Origin of the sequence: Vibrio sp. THAF64 (genome assembly GCF_009363455.1) — a bacterium.
GTDB lineage: Bacteria > Pseudomonadota > Gammaproteobacteria > Enterobacterales > Vibrionaceae > Vibrio > Vibrio coralliilyticus.
The window spans coordinates 1,555,178-1,570,632 of sequence record NZ_CP045355.1; the positions used below are offsets into that span (position 1 = coordinate 1,555,178).

At 46.4% G+C, this 15,455-nt stretch carries 13 protein-coding genes; 3 read left to right on the plus strand and 10 right to left on the minus strand.

The window, feature by feature from the left end:
• Positions 1-12 precede the first annotated feature (12 nt).
• The 3 genes from FIU99_RS07275 to FIU99_RS07285 all read right to left on the minus strand — a co-directional run bounded on the left by FIU99_RS07275 (position 13) and on the right by FIU99_RS07285 (position 2,413).
• Positions 13-681, minus strand: coding sequence for an OmpA family protein (locus tag FIU99_RS07275; protein ID WP_006962009.1), 669 nt, complete (start codon positions 679-681; stop codon positions 13-15).
• 194 nt (positions 682-875) lie between these two features.
• Positions 876-1,559, minus strand: coding sequence for a DUF2786 domain-containing protein (locus FIU99_RS07280; protein ID WP_006962010.1), 684 nt, complete (start codon positions 1,557-1,559; stop codon positions 876-878).
• A 170-nt stretch (positions 1,560-1,729) separates the two neighbouring features.
• Complete coding sequence (locus tag FIU99_RS07285) at positions 1,730-2,413, minus strand: DUF3334 family protein (RefSeq protein WP_039952345.1); 684 nt, start codon at positions 2,411-2,413, stop codon at positions 1,730-1,732.
• A gap of 205 nt (positions 2,414-2,618) precedes the next feature.
• Here FIU99_RS07285 and FIU99_RS07290 point away from each other — a divergent pair, with 205 nt between their 5' ends.
• A complete protein-coding gene (locus FIU99_RS07290) occupies positions 2,619-5,651 on the plus strand; it encodes an FAD-binding and (Fe-S)-binding domain-containing protein (RefSeq protein WP_006962012.1) in 3,033 nt (1,010 codons plus the stop codon).
• Between the two features lie 66 nt (positions 5,652-5,717).
• The gene (locus FIU99_RS07295) at positions 5,718-6,179 is read left to right on the plus strand and encodes an isoprenylcysteine carboxylmethyltransferase family protein (RefSeq protein WP_006962013.1); all 462 of its coding nucleotides are present in this window, start codon (positions 5,718-5,720) and stop codon (positions 6,177-6,179) included.
• A 48-nt stretch (positions 6,180-6,227) separates the two neighbouring features.
• Here FIU99_RS07295 and FIU99_RS07300 read toward each other — a convergent pair whose 3' ends face one another.
• The 6 genes from FIU99_RS07300 to hutC all read right to left on the minus strand — a co-directional run bounded on the left by FIU99_RS07300 (position 6,228) and on the right by hutC (position 13,494).
• A complete protein-coding gene (locus tag FIU99_RS07300; RefSeq protein ID WP_006962014.1) occupies positions 6,228-6,953 on the minus strand; it encodes a DUF3581 domain-containing protein in 726 nt (241 codons plus the stop codon).
• A 137-nt stretch (positions 6,954-7,090) separates the two neighbouring features.
• The gene (hutH, locus tag FIU99_RS07305; protein ID WP_006962015.1) at positions 7,091-8,623 is read right to left on the minus strand and encodes a histidine ammonia-lyase; all 1,533 of its coding nucleotides are present in this window, start codon (positions 8,621-8,623) and stop codon (positions 7,091-7,093) included.
• 27 nt (positions 8,624-8,650) lie between these two features.
• Positions 8,651-10,348 carry a urocanate hydratase gene (gene hutU / locus FIU99_RS07310; protein ID WP_006962016.1) on the minus strand — a complete coding sequence of 566 codons (1,698 nt, stop codon included), beginning with the start codon at positions 10,346-10,348 and terminating at the stop codon, positions 8,651-8,653.
• 95 nt (positions 10,349-10,443) lie between these two features.
• Positions 10,444-11,442, minus strand: coding sequence for a formimidoylglutamase (gene hutG / locus FIU99_RS07315; protein WP_006962017.1), 999 nt, complete (start codon positions 11,440-11,442; stop codon positions 10,444-10,446).
• Complete coding sequence (gene hutI, locus FIU99_RS07320; protein WP_006962018.1) at positions 11,435-12,673, minus strand: imidazolonepropionase; 1,239 nt, start codon at positions 12,671-12,673, stop codon at positions 11,435-11,437. The genes hutG and hutI overlap by 8 nt, the downstream gene beginning before the upstream one ends.
• A gap of 107 nt (positions 12,674-12,780) precedes the next feature.
• Positions 12,781-13,494, minus strand: a complete 714-nt coding sequence (gene hutC, locus FIU99_RS07325) for a histidine utilization repressor (RefSeq protein WP_029236085.1) — start codon at positions 13,492-13,494, stop codon at positions 12,781-12,783.
• A 186-nt stretch (positions 13,495-13,680) separates the two neighbouring features.
• Between hutC and FIU99_RS07330 the strand changes: the two genes are divergently transcribed.
• Positions 13,681-14,424 carry a sporulation protein gene (locus FIU99_RS07330; protein WP_006962019.1) on the plus strand — a complete coding sequence of 248 codons (744 nt, stop codon included), beginning with the start codon at positions 13,681-13,683 and terminating at the stop codon, positions 14,422-14,424.
• Here FIU99_RS07330 and FIU99_RS07335 read toward each other — a convergent pair.
• On the minus strand, positions 14,421-15,404 hold the full coding sequence (locus FIU99_RS07335) for a DUF3187 family protein (protein ID WP_006962020.1): 984 nt from the start codon (positions 15,402-15,404) through the stop codon (positions 14,421-14,423). The two genes, FIU99_RS07330 and FIU99_RS07335, sit on opposite strands and share 4 nt — an antisense overlap.
• Positions 15,405-15,455: the final 51 nt, after the last annotated feature.

Here is a 15,455-nt window from a genome sequence, read left to right on the forward strand (position 1 = left end):
AAATTACGGATGTTATTTGAGAGGTAGTATCTTGATCTCGACTCTTCGGTTGCAAGCACGACCTTCTGAGGTGTTGTTCGTGCACAGAGGGAAACGTTCGCCATTACCACGTGCGATGGCGCGTCCGGAAGCAACACCCTGAGAGATAAGATAGGAGCGCACGGACTCGGCTCTACGTTCAGATAACACTTGATTAGTGGTATCACTGCCAGTGCTGTCTGTATGTCCTTCAATGACCAAGCTAGTATCAGGGTATTCGACCAGAATTTTCGCCACGCCACGCAAGGTGTTATGAATGCTTGGGTCTAAGTTGTATGAGCCGGTTTGAAAGCCAATGCCATTTTCCATACGAAGCATTAGCTGATTTTCACCAACACGCTCCACTTGCACGCCAGAGTCTAACAACTCTTTTCTTAGCGCAGCCTCTTGTTGATCGAAGTAGTAACCTACGCCGCCTCCAACAGCGGCACCGCCAGCTGCACCTATTAAAGCGTGTTGACGACGCTCAGTTGCATCATCGCCTGTTGCTAATCCCACCGCTGCACCTGCTAGAGCACCGAGTAAGGCACCTTTGGTTACTGAGTTTGTTTCTGATTCACCAGTAGTTGCATTTTGGCGTTGAGTTGCCTGACAGCCGGAAAGGGCAATAGCGACGGCTAGCGCTAAAGTCATTTTTTTCACGAAAACATCTCCATGTATTCTTAGTATTCGTTTGTTCGCAAGGAATGAAGCAAAGAAGCGAACTTTTGCGGGAACAGAATTAACTATTTGTTGTTACTTATGTCAATTGAGGAGATATTAATTGACTGAATATTAACGCTGGCTGAACGTAAGTGATGGAAATTCAGCCAGGTTATGGGAAGTGGGATAAGAAATTAGCGGAGCATTTTAGGGGCTTGTGCGCCATCAATAGGGCGGCTTACTGATACTGAGCGGCCTTTTTTAAGACCGACTTCGTAATCTTCAGTCAGGTTTTTCATCGCTTCTCTCAGTTGCTTCTTGAACGTTTCACGGTCAATATTCTTAAACTCTTTATCGATGTAGTCGTCGATTTTCTTGTTTGAATCGTCATCTGGGCTAATGATGGGCAGTTTTTCCAATGCACCCTCAACCCAACCAGAAACAAACGAATTGACCCGCCGAGAAACTTCACCCGTCGAAGTCCCCGTCCCCGCAAAGCTATTGCGGAATTTACCTGTTTGCTCATTCAGTTCACGATAAATGATATCGAATGCGAACGCTGCGAAAATTGCACGATCCGCCTCACCGATGAACTCGGCGCGTTTCAAGCCTTTGTGGTTGGTCAGCACAGCCTCAACACCAAACTTAGTGTTGATACCCCGAATGATGCGAAGCAAGGTCGAGCTGACGTTAGATGGCAGTAAGTGTGTCGATTTAGTTTTGCCCATTTTGATGAATTCAATATCATCTTTGTCTAAGCCGTACTTAAGCATGAGGCGGTGCGCCATTTTGATCGCATTCGCCGCTTCATTAACGTTGGCTGAGTTACCAAGTTCTAGACACTTAGCAATTTTTTTGAGGGCTTTTTGTTTATCCATCGACAACAGAAAATCTCACTGATTTTTACGAAGTCGACCATTTTAACGCTTCTGACATTAAAACGAAACTCTTGACTGGTCCGCTTGGAAGATTTGTTTCGAAACAAAGCATTAACAAACGTAAAAAAGCCGCTGTTATTCAGCGGCTTATTGAATAGGAGAGAACTGGCTTAGATACCTAGTTCATCGAGTAGATCGCTGCCATTTGGATCCGCTTCTTCTTTAGGCGATTCTTTCTTTGACGTCAGCTTTTTCTGAGCTTGTTCAAGAATTGAATCTGGGCTCTCATCTTCGTGTGATTCGAATTCCTCTAACTGAATAAACTCAGTTTTGTCCATTGCTAGCTCAAGGTAGAAAATATTGCCGTTCTCTGTTGAGAAGGTAACTCGACGTGCCTGTGGGCGATCTAAGTTGGTGTCTACCGACAAGATCACTTGTTTGTTCAGCGTTAACATCTTCGGCTGATTCTGAGTGATGTGCGTTTGAAGATCTTTTCTAACTTGGTTGGTAAAGTCACCAACTAGCTGGTTCATTAGCTCACCAAGAACATCACCCACCTCATCTGAAGTGTGTAGGACGGCTAATTCCTCTTCCGGCATGCCCATATTACGCATGTAGTTCGTATAAATCTCTAAAGCAGCTTTTGATGTGAAGTTGATAACAACCAGTCCTGAAAAGCCACCGTCAAACAATACAAAGCAGCCAAAATCAGGTTTCAGGCTGGTCTTAGTGATTTTTTGCACCATCGCTGAATAGCTAATATCGGAGCTTGTTGCTGAAGTCAGCACGCCAGACACAGATTGGCAAAGCTTTAATAGAATATCTTCTGTGGTGATAATTTTATTTTTTTTCATTGATGATTCGCTCATAAAAAGGCACTTACTAATCTAGGTATAATTACTAAGTGTGGGTAAGAATTGCGATTAGTGCCATTCTGACATTGCAATTCTGTTTTATTCACCCTTTCAAATGTTGTAAAGTGACGAAAATCAAAAAAATATTACTTATTGTATTGAACCCAATGCTGAATAGGATCAGCGTAGTAGGGGCAGGAAGCAAATGTTACCAAGATTACACTCTCAATCTGATGTGGATCCCGTCGTACTCAGTTTTCTGGAAGAACTCCGACAATCGGGATTTTCCGGAGACATCGAAAGCCAATACTCAAGCCGTCTGGCTGTTGCCACTGACAACAGTGTTTATCAGCAATTACCCCAGTCGGTTGTCCACCCTAAATCCACTCAAGACGTTGCTTTAATCGGCAAACTCAGTATCCAACCTCAATATGAACGTATCACTTTTTCCCCACGCGGAGGTGGTACAGGGACCAACGGTCAGTCGCTGACTAAGGGTATTGTGGTTGATTTGTCACGCCATATGAACAAGGTACTGGAAATCAACGAAAAGGAAGGCTGGGCTCGTGTTCAGACTGGTGTGGTGAAGGACCAGTTAAACGATGCTATCAGACCCTATGGCTATTTCTTCTCGCCTGATCTTTCGACCAGCAACCGTGCGACTCTGGGCGGTATGATCAATACCGATGCTTCCGGACAAGGCTCTCTGAAATACGGAAAAACGTCTGATCACGTATTGTCTTTGCAAGCGGTTTTCGCTGATGGCTCGGTGCTTGAGTCGGATATGTCTCAAGGGGAACCCAAGGATGGCGAGTACGCATACCAAGCATTACAGGTTACAGAGCAAGTTTGTCGTAGCAAGCGTGAGCAAATCAACGCGAAATTTCCCCCTCTCAATCGCTTTCTAACGGGTTATGACTTAAAGAATGCACTTGATGAAGAGACACAGAGCTTCGATTTAACTCGAGTCTTATGTGGCGCGGAAGGCTCTTTGGCATTTATTACAGAGGCTAAGCTTAACCTCACTCCAATCCCTAAAGCTCGCACGTTAGTGAACGTGAAATACAACAGCTTTGATTCCGCACTGCGTAACGCCCCATTTATGGTTGAAGCCAATGCGCTTTCAGTAGAAACCATCGACTCAAAAGTACTCAATCTGGCTAAGCAGGATATTGTCTGGCATACCGTCAGTGATTTGCTGACTGACGTTCCAGGTAAAGATATGCAAGGCATCAACATGGTGGAGTATGCAGGCCAAGATGTTGAGGAAGTCGAGCAGCAGGTCGATGCGCTGACCAAACGTTTGGATCAAATGATGGAAGCCGAGCAAGCGGGCATTATCGGTTATCAGGTGTGCAGTGATGTGGCTAGCATTGGCCGTATCTACAACATGCGTAAGAAAGCGGTGGGCTTACTTGGCGCAGCGAAAGGAAGAGCGAAACCTGTCGCATTCGCTGAAGATACTTGTGTCCCGCCTGAAAACCTTGCTGACTTTATTGTTGAGTTCCGAGAGCTACTGGATTCCAAATCTCTCAGCTACGGTATGTTTGGTCACGTTGATGCAGGCGTTCTCCATGTTCGACCCGCGTTAGATTTGTGCGATCCTAAGCAAGAGGCCTTGATGCATGAAGTGTCTGACGAAGTCGTTAAGCTAGTCGCCAAATACGGTGGTTTGATGTGGGGAGAGCATGGCAAAGGCTACCGTTCAGAATATGGACCAGAGTTCTTTGGTGAAGAGCTTTTTACTGAGTTGAGACGAGTAAAAGCGGCGTTTGACCCTCACAACAAGATGAACCCAGGTAAGATCTGCACACCATTAGAAAGCCAAGAAGAACTAGTCAAAGTCACAGATACAAAACGTGGCTACTTTGATCGCCAGATCGACGTTGAAGTGCGAGACAGTTTTAAGCAGGCGATGGAATGTAACGGTAACGGTCTTTGCTTTAACTACGATACATCTTCGCCAATGTGCCCTTCGATGAAAGTGACGGCAGATCGTCGCCATTCTCCTAAAGGACGTGCTGGCTTGGTTCGGGAGTGGTTGCGTCAGCTTACAGAGCAGGGCGTGGATATTCTCGATTTGGAGAAACAGGCTTTAGAAGAAACGTCATCCATCAAATCGATGTTGGACAGAGTGCGTAATTCGTTAAATAAGCGCCATGAGTATGACTTTTCTCATGAAGTTTACGAAGCGATGAATGGCTGTCTAGCCTGTAAAGCTTGTGCCAGCCAATGCCCAATTAAGGTAGACGTACCAAGCTTCCGCTCAAGATTTCTCAATATTTATTATTCGCGCTATCAGCGTCCTGCAAAGGACTATTTGGTTGCGAATATAGAATCAGTTTTACCTGTCATGGCGAAAGCGCCGAAGTTAGTGAATGGCGTTCTCAGCCAAAAATGGGTCCAAAATCTCACGACTGCTGCGGTAGGTTATACCGATGCGCCATTCATGTCAGTGCCAACACTCAAGTCGCGATTACAGCATCATCAACCTTTTGATCTGCAATACCTGGCGGCTTTGTCTAAAGAAGATAAAGCGAACCATGTGGTGATTGTGCAAGACCCATTTACCAGCTACTACGATGCTGAAGTGGTGGAAGACTTTGCTAAGTTGTTGACTAAACTTGGTAAAACGCCTGTTTTGCTGCCTTTCAAACCTAATGGTAAGGCTCAGCACGTGAAAGGTTTCTTACAGCGTTTTGCCAAAAGTGCTAAGAGCACTGCGATGTTCTTACAGCAAGTCGCCGATCTGGAAGTGTCTATGGTTGGCGTCGACCCGGCGTTGGTGCTCTGTTATCGCGATGAGTATAACGAAGTACTTGGCGACAAGCGTGGTGATTTCGAAGTGCTGACGGTTCATGAATGGCTGCAACCTAGGTTGGGTGAGTTCGAGGCCTCTGGTACGAGTGCAGAAGAACCTTGGTATCTTCTGGCTCACTGTACAGAGAAAACCAAAATGCCAAACGCAGAGAAAGAGTGGGGAGCAATATTCTCGCACTTTGGTTCCCGCCTGAATACGGTGCCTGTGGGCTGTTGTGGTATGGCAGGAACGTTCGGTCACGAAGTCGATAAGTTGCAGATGTCGAGAGACATTTACGGGCTGAGCTGGAAACCTCAACTAGAGCAGTTGCCGAAGGAGCGATGCTTGATCACTGGCTATTCCTGTCGAAGTCAGGTGAAGCGCTTTGAGGACATCAAAGTGAAACACCCTTTACAGGCGCTACTGCAAATTGTGTGATTAAACCTAGCCCAGCTTTCAAAGCTGGGCTATTTTTTAGTAACGTCAGCAAAGCTATTGAACACTATGGAAAAATTAGAAAGAAAAATTCCTCCTGTTGCCCTGTTTATTGTTCTCGGTGTGGTGATGAACCATGTGGGGCACGAGTTCCACACTTTCTCGGTTAGTTTACCGATACCTTGGGCAGTTTTATTGGCGTGCTTTGCGATTTCTGTTGTTGTTGGTTTAGCTGGGGTCTACGAGTTTCGCAAAGCGAACACAACCGTGAATCCAGTCAAGGTGAAGGATGCGTCTCAAGTGGTGGATAGTGGGGTGTTTGCCTACTCGCGAAACCCAATGTATTTGGGTATGTTCTTACTGTTGCTTGGGTTTGCGTACTGGCAGCAGAACTTGTTGTGCATTGCGCTGGCTTTCGTGTTTGTGCTGTACATGAATCGTTTTCAAATTAGTCCAGAGGAGCGCGCTCTTGAAGAACTTTTTGGGGCCGCTTATTTAGACTACAAGCAACGTGTCAGACGCTGGATATAAAAGAACCCCGCTCATTTGAGCGGGGTTCTTTTTAGAAATCTGAGTAGGCTATGCCGCTTTGTTGAACTGCGCTAAGAATTCCTCTTTGCGCTCGTTAAAGCGAGTCACTAAGCCGTCAATGTCTTCTTGGTTGTATGGCTTCAAACCACTCGCAACCATACGCTTAACGCCTTTACCGACAACCTCGTCACCTTCTTTAAAGTCGAAATTCAATGTGACGACACCACGTTTGCCTTCAACATCAAACGTTGCGCCTGCAAACTCGACTTCTGGGTGAGATAGGTTTAAGCGAGTGAATTCCACTTCCATGCTCTCGTAAATCACTAATGGGCGCTGGCAGTTGATCATCATCTGCTGTTCTTCCATTAATGGAACCATGATGTGTGGAAAGTTCATGCCTGAGAACTGAACGTAATTTGTTACGACATGCTCAATGAATGCGGCATCACGATTCACTTCGCCTTCGCGATTCATGTGCAGGTATTCTTTACCGCTTTCGTCAACAACAGCGGCTTCTTTGTCACACTTGTTTTCAATGTGCAGAGCAACACCGTCACTGACCATACCTGAGAAATCAAAACGCATTTTCTGGCTAACGCCTTCTTTCTGTAGCAATACAGCGAAAAGCAGGTCGCCCGGAACGCAGAAGCGCTTGTTGTCTTCATCGTGAATTGGGTTGAAGTCGCCCGCAACCATCTTTGCAAAATGGCTTGCTTGCTGACGAGTAAACTGGAACTGCTTGTCGTTGTTAGAAAAATATGGTTTTAAAAACATAATTTACGGTAAATAGCCAAAACTGAGATGGATTATATATGACGATTCTTTTTGAATGGTCCATCCAGTGGAGTTATTACTGAATTATGACATTGAGAAGAAGAAAGGGCTCCGAATCGGAGCCCTTATATTGGTGTTTAGATACTAGGTAGAATCGAGTCTGGCATCAGATGGTTGTGTACTGCAAGCTTAAGCAAACTGTTTGCTTGCTCTATGTCCGGTGCAAAGTAGCGATCTTTATCGTAGAACGGTACTTTCTCGCGCAGAATTTGTTTTGCTTCTTCGACTTTGGTAGACGACTTGTTTGGAGCGCGGAAGTCTATCCCCTGAGCGGCCGCAAGATACTCAACCGCCAAAATGCCACGAGTGTTCTCCGCCATGTCACGAAGACGGCGCCCAGCAAACGTTGCCATAGAGACGTGATCTTCTTGGTTTGCCGATGTTGGCAAGCTATCAACAGACGCAGGGTGAGCCAGCGTTTTATTTTCACTTGCTAATGCAGCGGAGGTGACCTGAGCAATCATAAAGCCTGAGTTAACACCGCCGTTGTCGACTAAGAAAGGTGGTAGTTTACTCAGTGCGCTGTCGATCAACAGTGCCATACGACGTTCAGAAAGGCTGCCAATCTCAGCAATGGCTAAAGCTAGGTTATCCGCTGCCATAGCTACAGGCTCAGCATGGAAGTTACCACCAGAGATGATGTCACCGTCTTCGGCAAAAACCAGTGGGTTGTCAGAGACAGAGTTAGCTTCCACTTCCAGAATGTCAGCGGCGTTACGGATTTGTTGTAAACACGCGCCCATAACTTGAGGCTGACAACGCAGAGAGTATGGATCCTGAACTTTCTCGCAACCTGTGTGTGAGTCGCCAATTTCACTATTGGTGTCCAGTACATGACGATAAGCCAGTGCTGCGTCCATCTGGCCTCGATGACCACGCACGCGGTGAATACGAGGGTCGAATGGACGACGGCTTCCTAGTGCCGCTTCTACAGACATTGCGCCACAGGTTGTTGCTGAAGCAAACAGATCTTCAGCCGCAAACAATCCTTCAAGCGCAAAGGCAGTTGATGCCTGAGTGCCGTTAAGCAGCGCAAGGCCTTCTTTAGGCGCGAGTGTGATTGGTTCAAGGCCAGCGATTTTCATTGCTTCCAGACCTGAGATGATCTTACCGTTGTGGCGTGCCTGACCTTCACCGAGTAATACGGTACTCATGTGCGCCAGTGGCGCAAGGTCACCAGAAGCGCCGACAGAGCCTTTTTGTGGCACACATGGATAGACCTGAGAGTTGACTAGGTCGATCAGCGCTTGAATGACTTTAAGTCGAATACCTGAGAAGCCACGAGCAAGGCTGTTAATCTTGAGTACCATCATCAGGCGAACGGTTTCATCTGACATGAACTCGCCGATACCTGCCGCATGCGACAACACGATACTTTTTTGCAGTGTCTCTAGATCTTCTGGTGCAATACGAGTGTTAGCAAGCAGACCAAAGCCTGTGTTGATGCCATAGACAGTGCGGTCTTCGGCAATCACTTGTTCAACCACTTTAGTGCTTTCATCGATAGCAGGAATGGCTTCCGGATCCAGAGTCAATCTTGCAGGAGAGCGGCTCACCTGACGGAGTTCTTTTAAGCTAATATTTCCCGGCTTTAGCGTTAAATTTAACATCTTTGTCTTTCCTTTCTTCAGGTGTGCTTACTTAAGCTTCTTCAGCTCTTCGTTGAGCATAGGTAGGTCGAGCCCTTGTTCTGCTGCGCACTGCTTGGCAATGTCATAGCCAGCGTCTGCGTGACGCATCACGCCTGTACCTGGGTCATTATGAAGAACGCGAGCAATTCGCTCAGACGCATCATCACTGCCATCACAACAAATAACCATGCCAGAGTGCTGAGAGAAGCCCATTCCTACACCGCCACCGTGGTGGAGTGAAACCCAAGTAGCACCGCCTGCTGTGTTTAGCAGAGCATTCAGCAGAGGCCAATCTGACACGGCATCAGAACCGTCCATCATGCCTTCTGTTTCACGATTAGGGCTGGCAACTGAACCAGAATCTAGGTGGTCACGGCCAATAACAACCGGCGCCTTAAGCTCGCCATTTTTGACCATTTCATTGAATGCTTGGCCTAGGCGTTCACGATCTTTCAGTCCAACCCAACAAATACGAGCAGGTAAACCTTGGAACTGAATGCGCTCGCGAGCCATGTCTAGCCAGTTGTGCAAGTGTAGGTTGTCAGGGATTAACTCTTTGACTTTCTGATCGGTTTTGTAGATATCTTCTGGGTCACCGGATAGTGCAGCCCAGCGGAATGGACCAATACCTTCACAGAAGAGTGGGCGAATATAAGCTGGAACGAAACCCGGGAAGTCAAACGCGTTATCAACGCCTTCTTCTAGGGCCATCTGGCGGATGTTATTGCCGTAATCCAGTGTCGCTGCACCGCGTTCTTGAAGCTCAAGCATCGCTTTAACTTGAATCGCCATCGATTCTTTGGCTGCTTTGACAACAGCTGCTTCATCTTGCTTACGCATGTCGGCTGCGTGTTCCATCGACCAACCAATTGGAAGGTAACCGTTGAGTGGGTCGTGTGCTGACGTTTGGTCTGTCACTACATCTGGAGTGATGTTACGTTCAACTAACTCAGGGAATACATCTGCGGCGTTTGCTAGTAGGCCGACAGAAACAGGCTCTTCAGATTCATAAATGATTGCCAGTGCTTCATCTAAGCTGGTGGCCTTCTTGTCAACGTATCCTGTACGTAGACGGTAATCGATACGAGACTCGTCACACTCAACCGCGATCATAGAGAAGCCCGCCATGGTGCCAGCCAGAGGCTGAGCGCCGCCCATGCCGCCAAGGCCACCGGTTAGAATCCAACGTCCGTTTGCTTTACCATCAAAGTGCTTTTTCGCAACAGAAACAAACGTTTCATAAGTACCTTGAACAATGCCCTGTGAACCAATGTAGATCCAGCTGCCGGCGGTCATCTGACCGTACATCATCAGTCCTTCTTTATCCAACTCATTGAAGTGTTCCCAGTTTGCCCAATGCGGCACAAGGTTTGAGTTTGCGATAAGAACACGTGGCGCATTTTTGTGTGTTGGGAATACACCAACAGGTTTACCAGACTGAACCAGCAAGGTTTGGTCGTCTTCCAAACGCTCTAAAACTTCAACAATCTTGTCAAAACATTCCCAATTGCGCGCTGCACGGCCAATACCACCGTACACAACCAGCGAATGAGGGTGTTCTGCGACGTCAGGATCCAGATTGTTCATTAACATGCGAAGCGGTGCTTCAGTCAGCCAAGATTTTGCTCTCAGATCCGTGCCATGTGGGGCACGAATAGTGCGGGTTGTATCGAGACGCATATCTTCTACTTGGCGTTCCGTCATGGTAAGACTCCTTGTATTTCACGTTTTCAGGTTGAAAGCGGTCTGCGCAAGAGAGAAGCTCTCACGCAATCTAGTCGCTTTCCTTTCTGTTTTTTCTATTTTTCGGAAAAGGCGTTAGCAATATCCCAACAAAGCCTTGCAGCTAACCGCGCCGTCTGACTGTCAACGTCATAGGTAGGGTTGTACTCAGCGATGTCGGCAATAACCAACTTCTGTTTGTAGTGTAAAATTCGGTCCAAAAAGAGTGCCAGCGTATCCATACTGACGCCTCTGGCGGCAGGAGCGCTGACGCCCGGAGCTGTCGCAGCTGGGAAAACATCAAGATCGATGGTGAGGTAGATGTAATCGCAATTATCGATGAAATGCTGCAACTGGGTCAGATGATAGATGTGGTTTAGGTGTGCGAGATCTTTGTCTTCAACGAACCACACGTTGAGCTCTTTGGCTCGCTCAAACAAGGCTTGCGTGTTACTGGCTCTGCTGACACCTAGGCAGGCGTAATGGAATGGCCAGTCTTGCTTTTGGCAGTAATCATAAATTTGGTTGAATGGTGTACCAGAGCTGGGTTTTACATCGGCGTTACTGCTTTCAAATGCACGTAAATCAAAGTGAGCATCAAAATTGATGATACCAATCTTAGGAGGCGTTACTGGGTTTAAGTACTCGAAATAGCGCGCAAGTCCTTGAAAGGAAGCCCACGCCACTTCATGACCGCCGCCGAGCGTGATAACTGGAGTAGAGCGAAGCGCTGCAGCGATGACATCAGCACATTCTGATTGGTACTGTTCCAGCAAATCATCTTCACAGACGACATTACCCAAATCGATAAGCGCGCTTTCTTTGTGCCAAGCCATGTTGGCAAGTGCGCGTCTAATCAAATCAGGCGCTTTTTTGGCGCCAACGCGACCTTTGTTTCGCGCAACACCAGCATCGCACGCAAAACCCAAGATGCTCACGGCATTTCGATAAGGTTCAAGACCCTGCACTTGCAACTGTTTGATAACGTGATGGACGCGTTTGCCCATCGCACCATCTTCAGCGTCATGGCGTCCTTGCCAGTGAAAATCCTGGTTAGTCGTTGGTAGGTTAGACATATTCCAGTTCTCCGTTTACCACGCGAGCAGATAAGCGTGACAAACCCTGCTGATAACTGAAATCGGCAGGGTGGCTCACGTCCCAAATAGCAAGATCAGCATCATATCCCGGCTGAATTTGCCCTCGGCTGTCACCGAAGCCTAGCGCTTGAGCAGCATTGCAAGTCACGCCACGCAATGTTTCTTCAGGTGTTAGGCCGAAAAGTGTACAGCCCATATTCATCATCATAGTCAAATCTGAGAAAGGCGAGGTGCCTGGGTTAAGATCCGTTGCAATTGCCATTGGAATATTGTGTTGACGAAGTAGCTCAATAGGCGGTAATTGGGTTTCTCGTAAGAAGTAAAACGCCCCAGGCAGCAGCGTGGCAACCGTTCCAGATTGGGCTAGTGCTTTTACGCCTTCTTCATCGAGATATTCGATATGATCCGCTGACAGCCCTTGGTAGCGAGCGGTTAGGGCTGTGCCACCTAAGTTAGAAAGCTGCTCAGTGTGACCTTTTACATGCAGACCATATTGCTTGGCTGCGGCGAAGACTTTTTCGGTTTGTTCCAAGTTGAAGCCAATCGATTCACAGAACACATCGACGCTGGTTGCTAGCTTCTCCTCAGCGACAAGAGGAATCATCTCTTCGCATACCAGTTTAATGTAGTCATCTGCTTTACCCGCATACTCTGGAGGAAGGGCATGTGCGGCGAGTAACGTTGTGGTGATTCGAATCTTACGGTGATCTTCTAGTGCTTTTGCTGCACGTAGCATTTTGATCTCGTCTTTTACAGTCAGACCGTAACCCGACTTTACTTCTACTGATATGACACCAGTTCGAATCAAACCGTCCAATCGTGGAAGGGCGAGGTTAATTAAAGCTTCTGCACTTGCTTCTCGCGTTGCACGAACGGTTGATAGAATTCCGCCACCTTGCTTGGCAATCTCTGGGTATGGGACACCATTAAGACGCATTTCAAACTCATTGGCGCGATTACCTGCATAGACTAGGTGAGTGTGGCAATCAACAAATCCAGGTGTGACCAACTGGTTTTTACAATCATAAGAGTTGGCGCAAGAAAGCTCGGAGCCACCGATTTGTGCAATCTTTCCACCCTTAATCAGAAGGCTACTTGGCTCAGAAACGGAATACCCTTGCGACCCAGCGACCATAGAGACCAGCCGTGCATTGGTTAGCAGCAATTCTTGGCTGTCGGTGTTTAAGGATGAAGAAGCGCTTCCAAGCATGTAATTGAGTCCATAAGTTCAAATGTATATACAAATAATTGTTCAGGTATAACAATTGATCAAGTGGCTTGTTGCAAAAATGTGATCAGTAAAAAGTATGAAATGCTTTAACCGAGTAATATTTTAGAGCTTAATTTGTAGCGAGTGCCCGGGTGGTAAAGCAATGCAGAACTCACGAGCTTATCTTGGCTCCATGTCCTTCTGTTTAGTAGCAGGCAAGGTTCGTTAGCCCCGAGTCTCAAGGCGGTACGCACCTCATCATCTGCAACGATGGCTTCAACGGTATGTTCGATAGCACTCAGTGGGCAGTTCTCAGACAGATATTGATTTGGGGTGATTTGGGTAAAGTCTTGTTCAAGATAGTCAGGCGCGTAGGCACTGTTGACCCAGCGAAGTTCATATTGAATAGGAGAATTATCTTCAAAGTGAATGATTTCACTATAGAAAATCGGGCTGTTCAACATCACCCCTAACTTTATTGCTACAGTTTCATCGGCGAGCATCGAGGCTTGTTTAATTACCTTACTAGAGTATGTTTTACCCCGTAATTTCACTTCTTCAGCAATGTTTTGGATATCCAGTAATGGAGATTCCGCTTTATCATCGGGAGCGCAGACAAAAGTGCCTACTCTAGGTCGTCTTTGAAGCTTTCCTTCGGCGACCAAATCACGAATCGCCTTATTGACAGTCATTCGGCTAACCTTGAATTGTTCTGTTAGCTCCAGTTCAGTCGATATACGATGGCCCACAGGCCAATGTCCAGAATCAATTTTGTCAGTAATGTATTGTTTTATTTGGAGATATAATGGCGATTGGCTCATGATGATTTAATAATTATTTATTTGACTATACAAATGGTGGTTCATTTGTCATGAAATTGCAACTCTGGTTGCGGATTAAGCAGTCTAAACGATGGTTTACACATTATTCAGATAAATGTCTTGCGACTCGATAACGCCGCATGTTAATCAGAAACAATAACGACATAGAAAGTAAAAGGAAACCTTATGTTTGGTAAGTTAAAGGCGTCACTGGGAATTGGAGCTGCAAAAGTGGATACGGTTCTAGAGAGTATGTCTGTGTATCAGGGAGAAACTCTGAAGGGCGTGGTTCACATTCAGGGTGGCGATGTTGAGCAGCAAATTGACGCCATTAATCTCAAGCTTTGCACTGAAGTTAAAGTGGAGAGTGATAACGGTGCCAGCTATCAGAATTTCACCATTGGTAGCCTTCAAGCGGTTCAGCCTTTCACCATTCAGCCTCAGGAACATAAACAGGTTCCGTTCGAATTAAAGTTAGATGATGAGACCCCAATTACGGCACTGAATGCAATGAAGAATCAGTGCCACGTATGGGTAGAAACCACGCTAGATATCGATTTCGCGATTGACCCTAAAGATCGTGATTTCGTTGAAGTGAAAGCATTGCCTGTCGCTTCCAAAGTAATTTCAGCTATAGAGCAAGTGGGCTTTGGAATGGTCAAAGCAGATGTGGAAAAAGGATATTTGCGAGGCAGCAACTTCTCATCTAAATCTGGTTGCTATCAGGAGATAGAATTTCGCAACAATGGCTTCATTAACAAGAAAGAAATAGAGTTGTCATTCATACTTGATGGCAGTGTTATGCATTGTTTAGCGGAAGTTGACCGTTCGCTTAGCATGCGAGGTGACCAGTACGTTTCTTTCTCTCTGAGCCTTAATGCCAGCGATGCTGAAATCAGCTCTGCGGTTAGCCGAGTGCTTTCAGTTTAAGCTTGGTTATCTGAACCTCCAAAGCGGTACCGGTATCCTATTCCAAAGGCGATATCGGTGCTGTTATCTGCGTTAAACATGTTTTCCACTGCAGTCAATTCAATGGCTGAGTTTTCCATCTGGTAACGATAGCCAAAGGTGAATTCGGTCGATGGCTTGGAAAATTCATCCTCCCCATCTGATACGCCCTCATGAAAAGCGATTTGCCCAATAAGATGGTGCCTTTCCAATAGCTGGTAGCGATAACTAGCTCCAACTGTCCAGGTGCTAGAGCGATAGGGCATATCTTTGAATACTGTTGGCGTATTGCGAAAAGTGATAGCAAGTAGGGTGTCTAGAGAGTGTTTATCGCGGCGATAGCCGTAGTTTAGCTGAATACCTTGTTCGAATTCTGAAGAACTGAAAATGCCATGTTTGGTGTCGTTGTAGTAAAGAGATGCTCCGACTGAAAGCCCGTGATGCTTTTTATTGATAAATTGGTATTGCATGTAACTGGTGATCGCGTGACTTAGGCTTTCTCCACGGAAGTTTTCCAACTCTATGCCATAGTCAGGCATATTGATCACAAAGCGATCGTTGTCCACATCCTCTCGGCCATTTTGGTCAATGCCAACCCAATCGTGAAACGCAATGGTTAATCGATCTAGGTGGTTATTACCAGCGTAATTCCAGCGATAGCTAAGCTCTAGTTGCCATTCTGAAGAGAATTGCCATTTCCCACCAACAGCGATTTGATTTTGGTAGTAGTCTAACTCGTAGTCTGGAGTGACGGCCCAAATACTTGAAATGGTACCCGTACCATAGACCTCGATATCGTCTTCATCCATTGAGAATCCAGAGCGGAGCTGAGGTGACAAACTGTTGGTATGGAAGGGCGATTGTGTATAGCTTTGTACAGGTCCGTAGTCGATTTGTGCCCACGCAGCGTTAACGATTACCAGAGTAATGAGAGAGAGGAAAAACTGCCTGCAAAGGATCATAGATTCATTTCTTATTCTTATGTCACTGATAAAATGATAGTTTATGATTTT

Bases quoted from the DNA above. Each gene is read 5' to 3' on its own strand.
- FIU99_RS07280 (WP_006962010.1), bottom strand. From the start codon at position 1,559: ATGGATAAACAAAAAGCCCTCAAAAAAATTGCTAAGTGTCTAGAACTT.
- FIU99_RS07290 (WP_006962012.1), top strand. From the start codon at position 2,619: ATGTTACCAAGATTACACTCTCAATCTGATGTGGATCCCGTCGTACTC.
- hutG (WP_006962017.1), bottom strand. From the start codon at position 11,442: ATGTCTAACCTACCAACGACTAACCAGGATTTTCACTGGCAAGGACGC.
- FIU99_RS07335 (WP_006962020.1), bottom strand. From the start codon at position 15,404: ATGATCCTTTGCAGGCAGTTTTTCCTCTCTCTCATTACTCTGGTAATC.
- hutC (WP_029236085.1), bottom strand. From the start codon at position 13,494: ATGAGCCAATCGCCATTATATCTCCAAATAAAACAATACATTACTGAC.
- FIU99_RS07285 (WP_039952345.1), bottom strand. From the start codon at position 2,413: ATGAAAAAAAATAAAATTATCACCACAGAAGATATTCTATTAAAGCTT.
- FIU99_RS07330 (WP_006962019.1), top strand. From the start codon at position 13,681: ATGTTTGGTAAGTTAAAGGCGTCACTGGGAATTGGAGCTGCAAAAGTG.
- hutU (WP_006962016.1), bottom strand. From the start codon at position 10,348: ATGACGGAACGCCAAGTAGAAGATATGCGTCTCGATACAACCCGCACT.
- FIU99_RS07295 (WP_006962013.1), top strand. From the start codon at position 5,718: ATGGAAAAATTAGAAAGAAAAATTCCTCCTGTTGCCCTGTTTATTGTT.
- hutH (WP_006962015.1), bottom strand. From the start codon at position 8,623: ATGTTAAATTTAACGCTAAAGCCGGGAAATATTAGCTTAAAAGAACTC.
- hutI (WP_006962018.1), bottom strand. From the start codon at position 12,673: ATGCTTGGAAGCGCTTCTTCATCCTTAAACACCGACAGCCAAGAATTG.
- FIU99_RS07300 (WP_006962014.1), bottom strand. From the start codon at position 6,953: ATGTTTTTAAAACCATATTTTTCTAACAACGACAAGCAGTTCCAGTTT.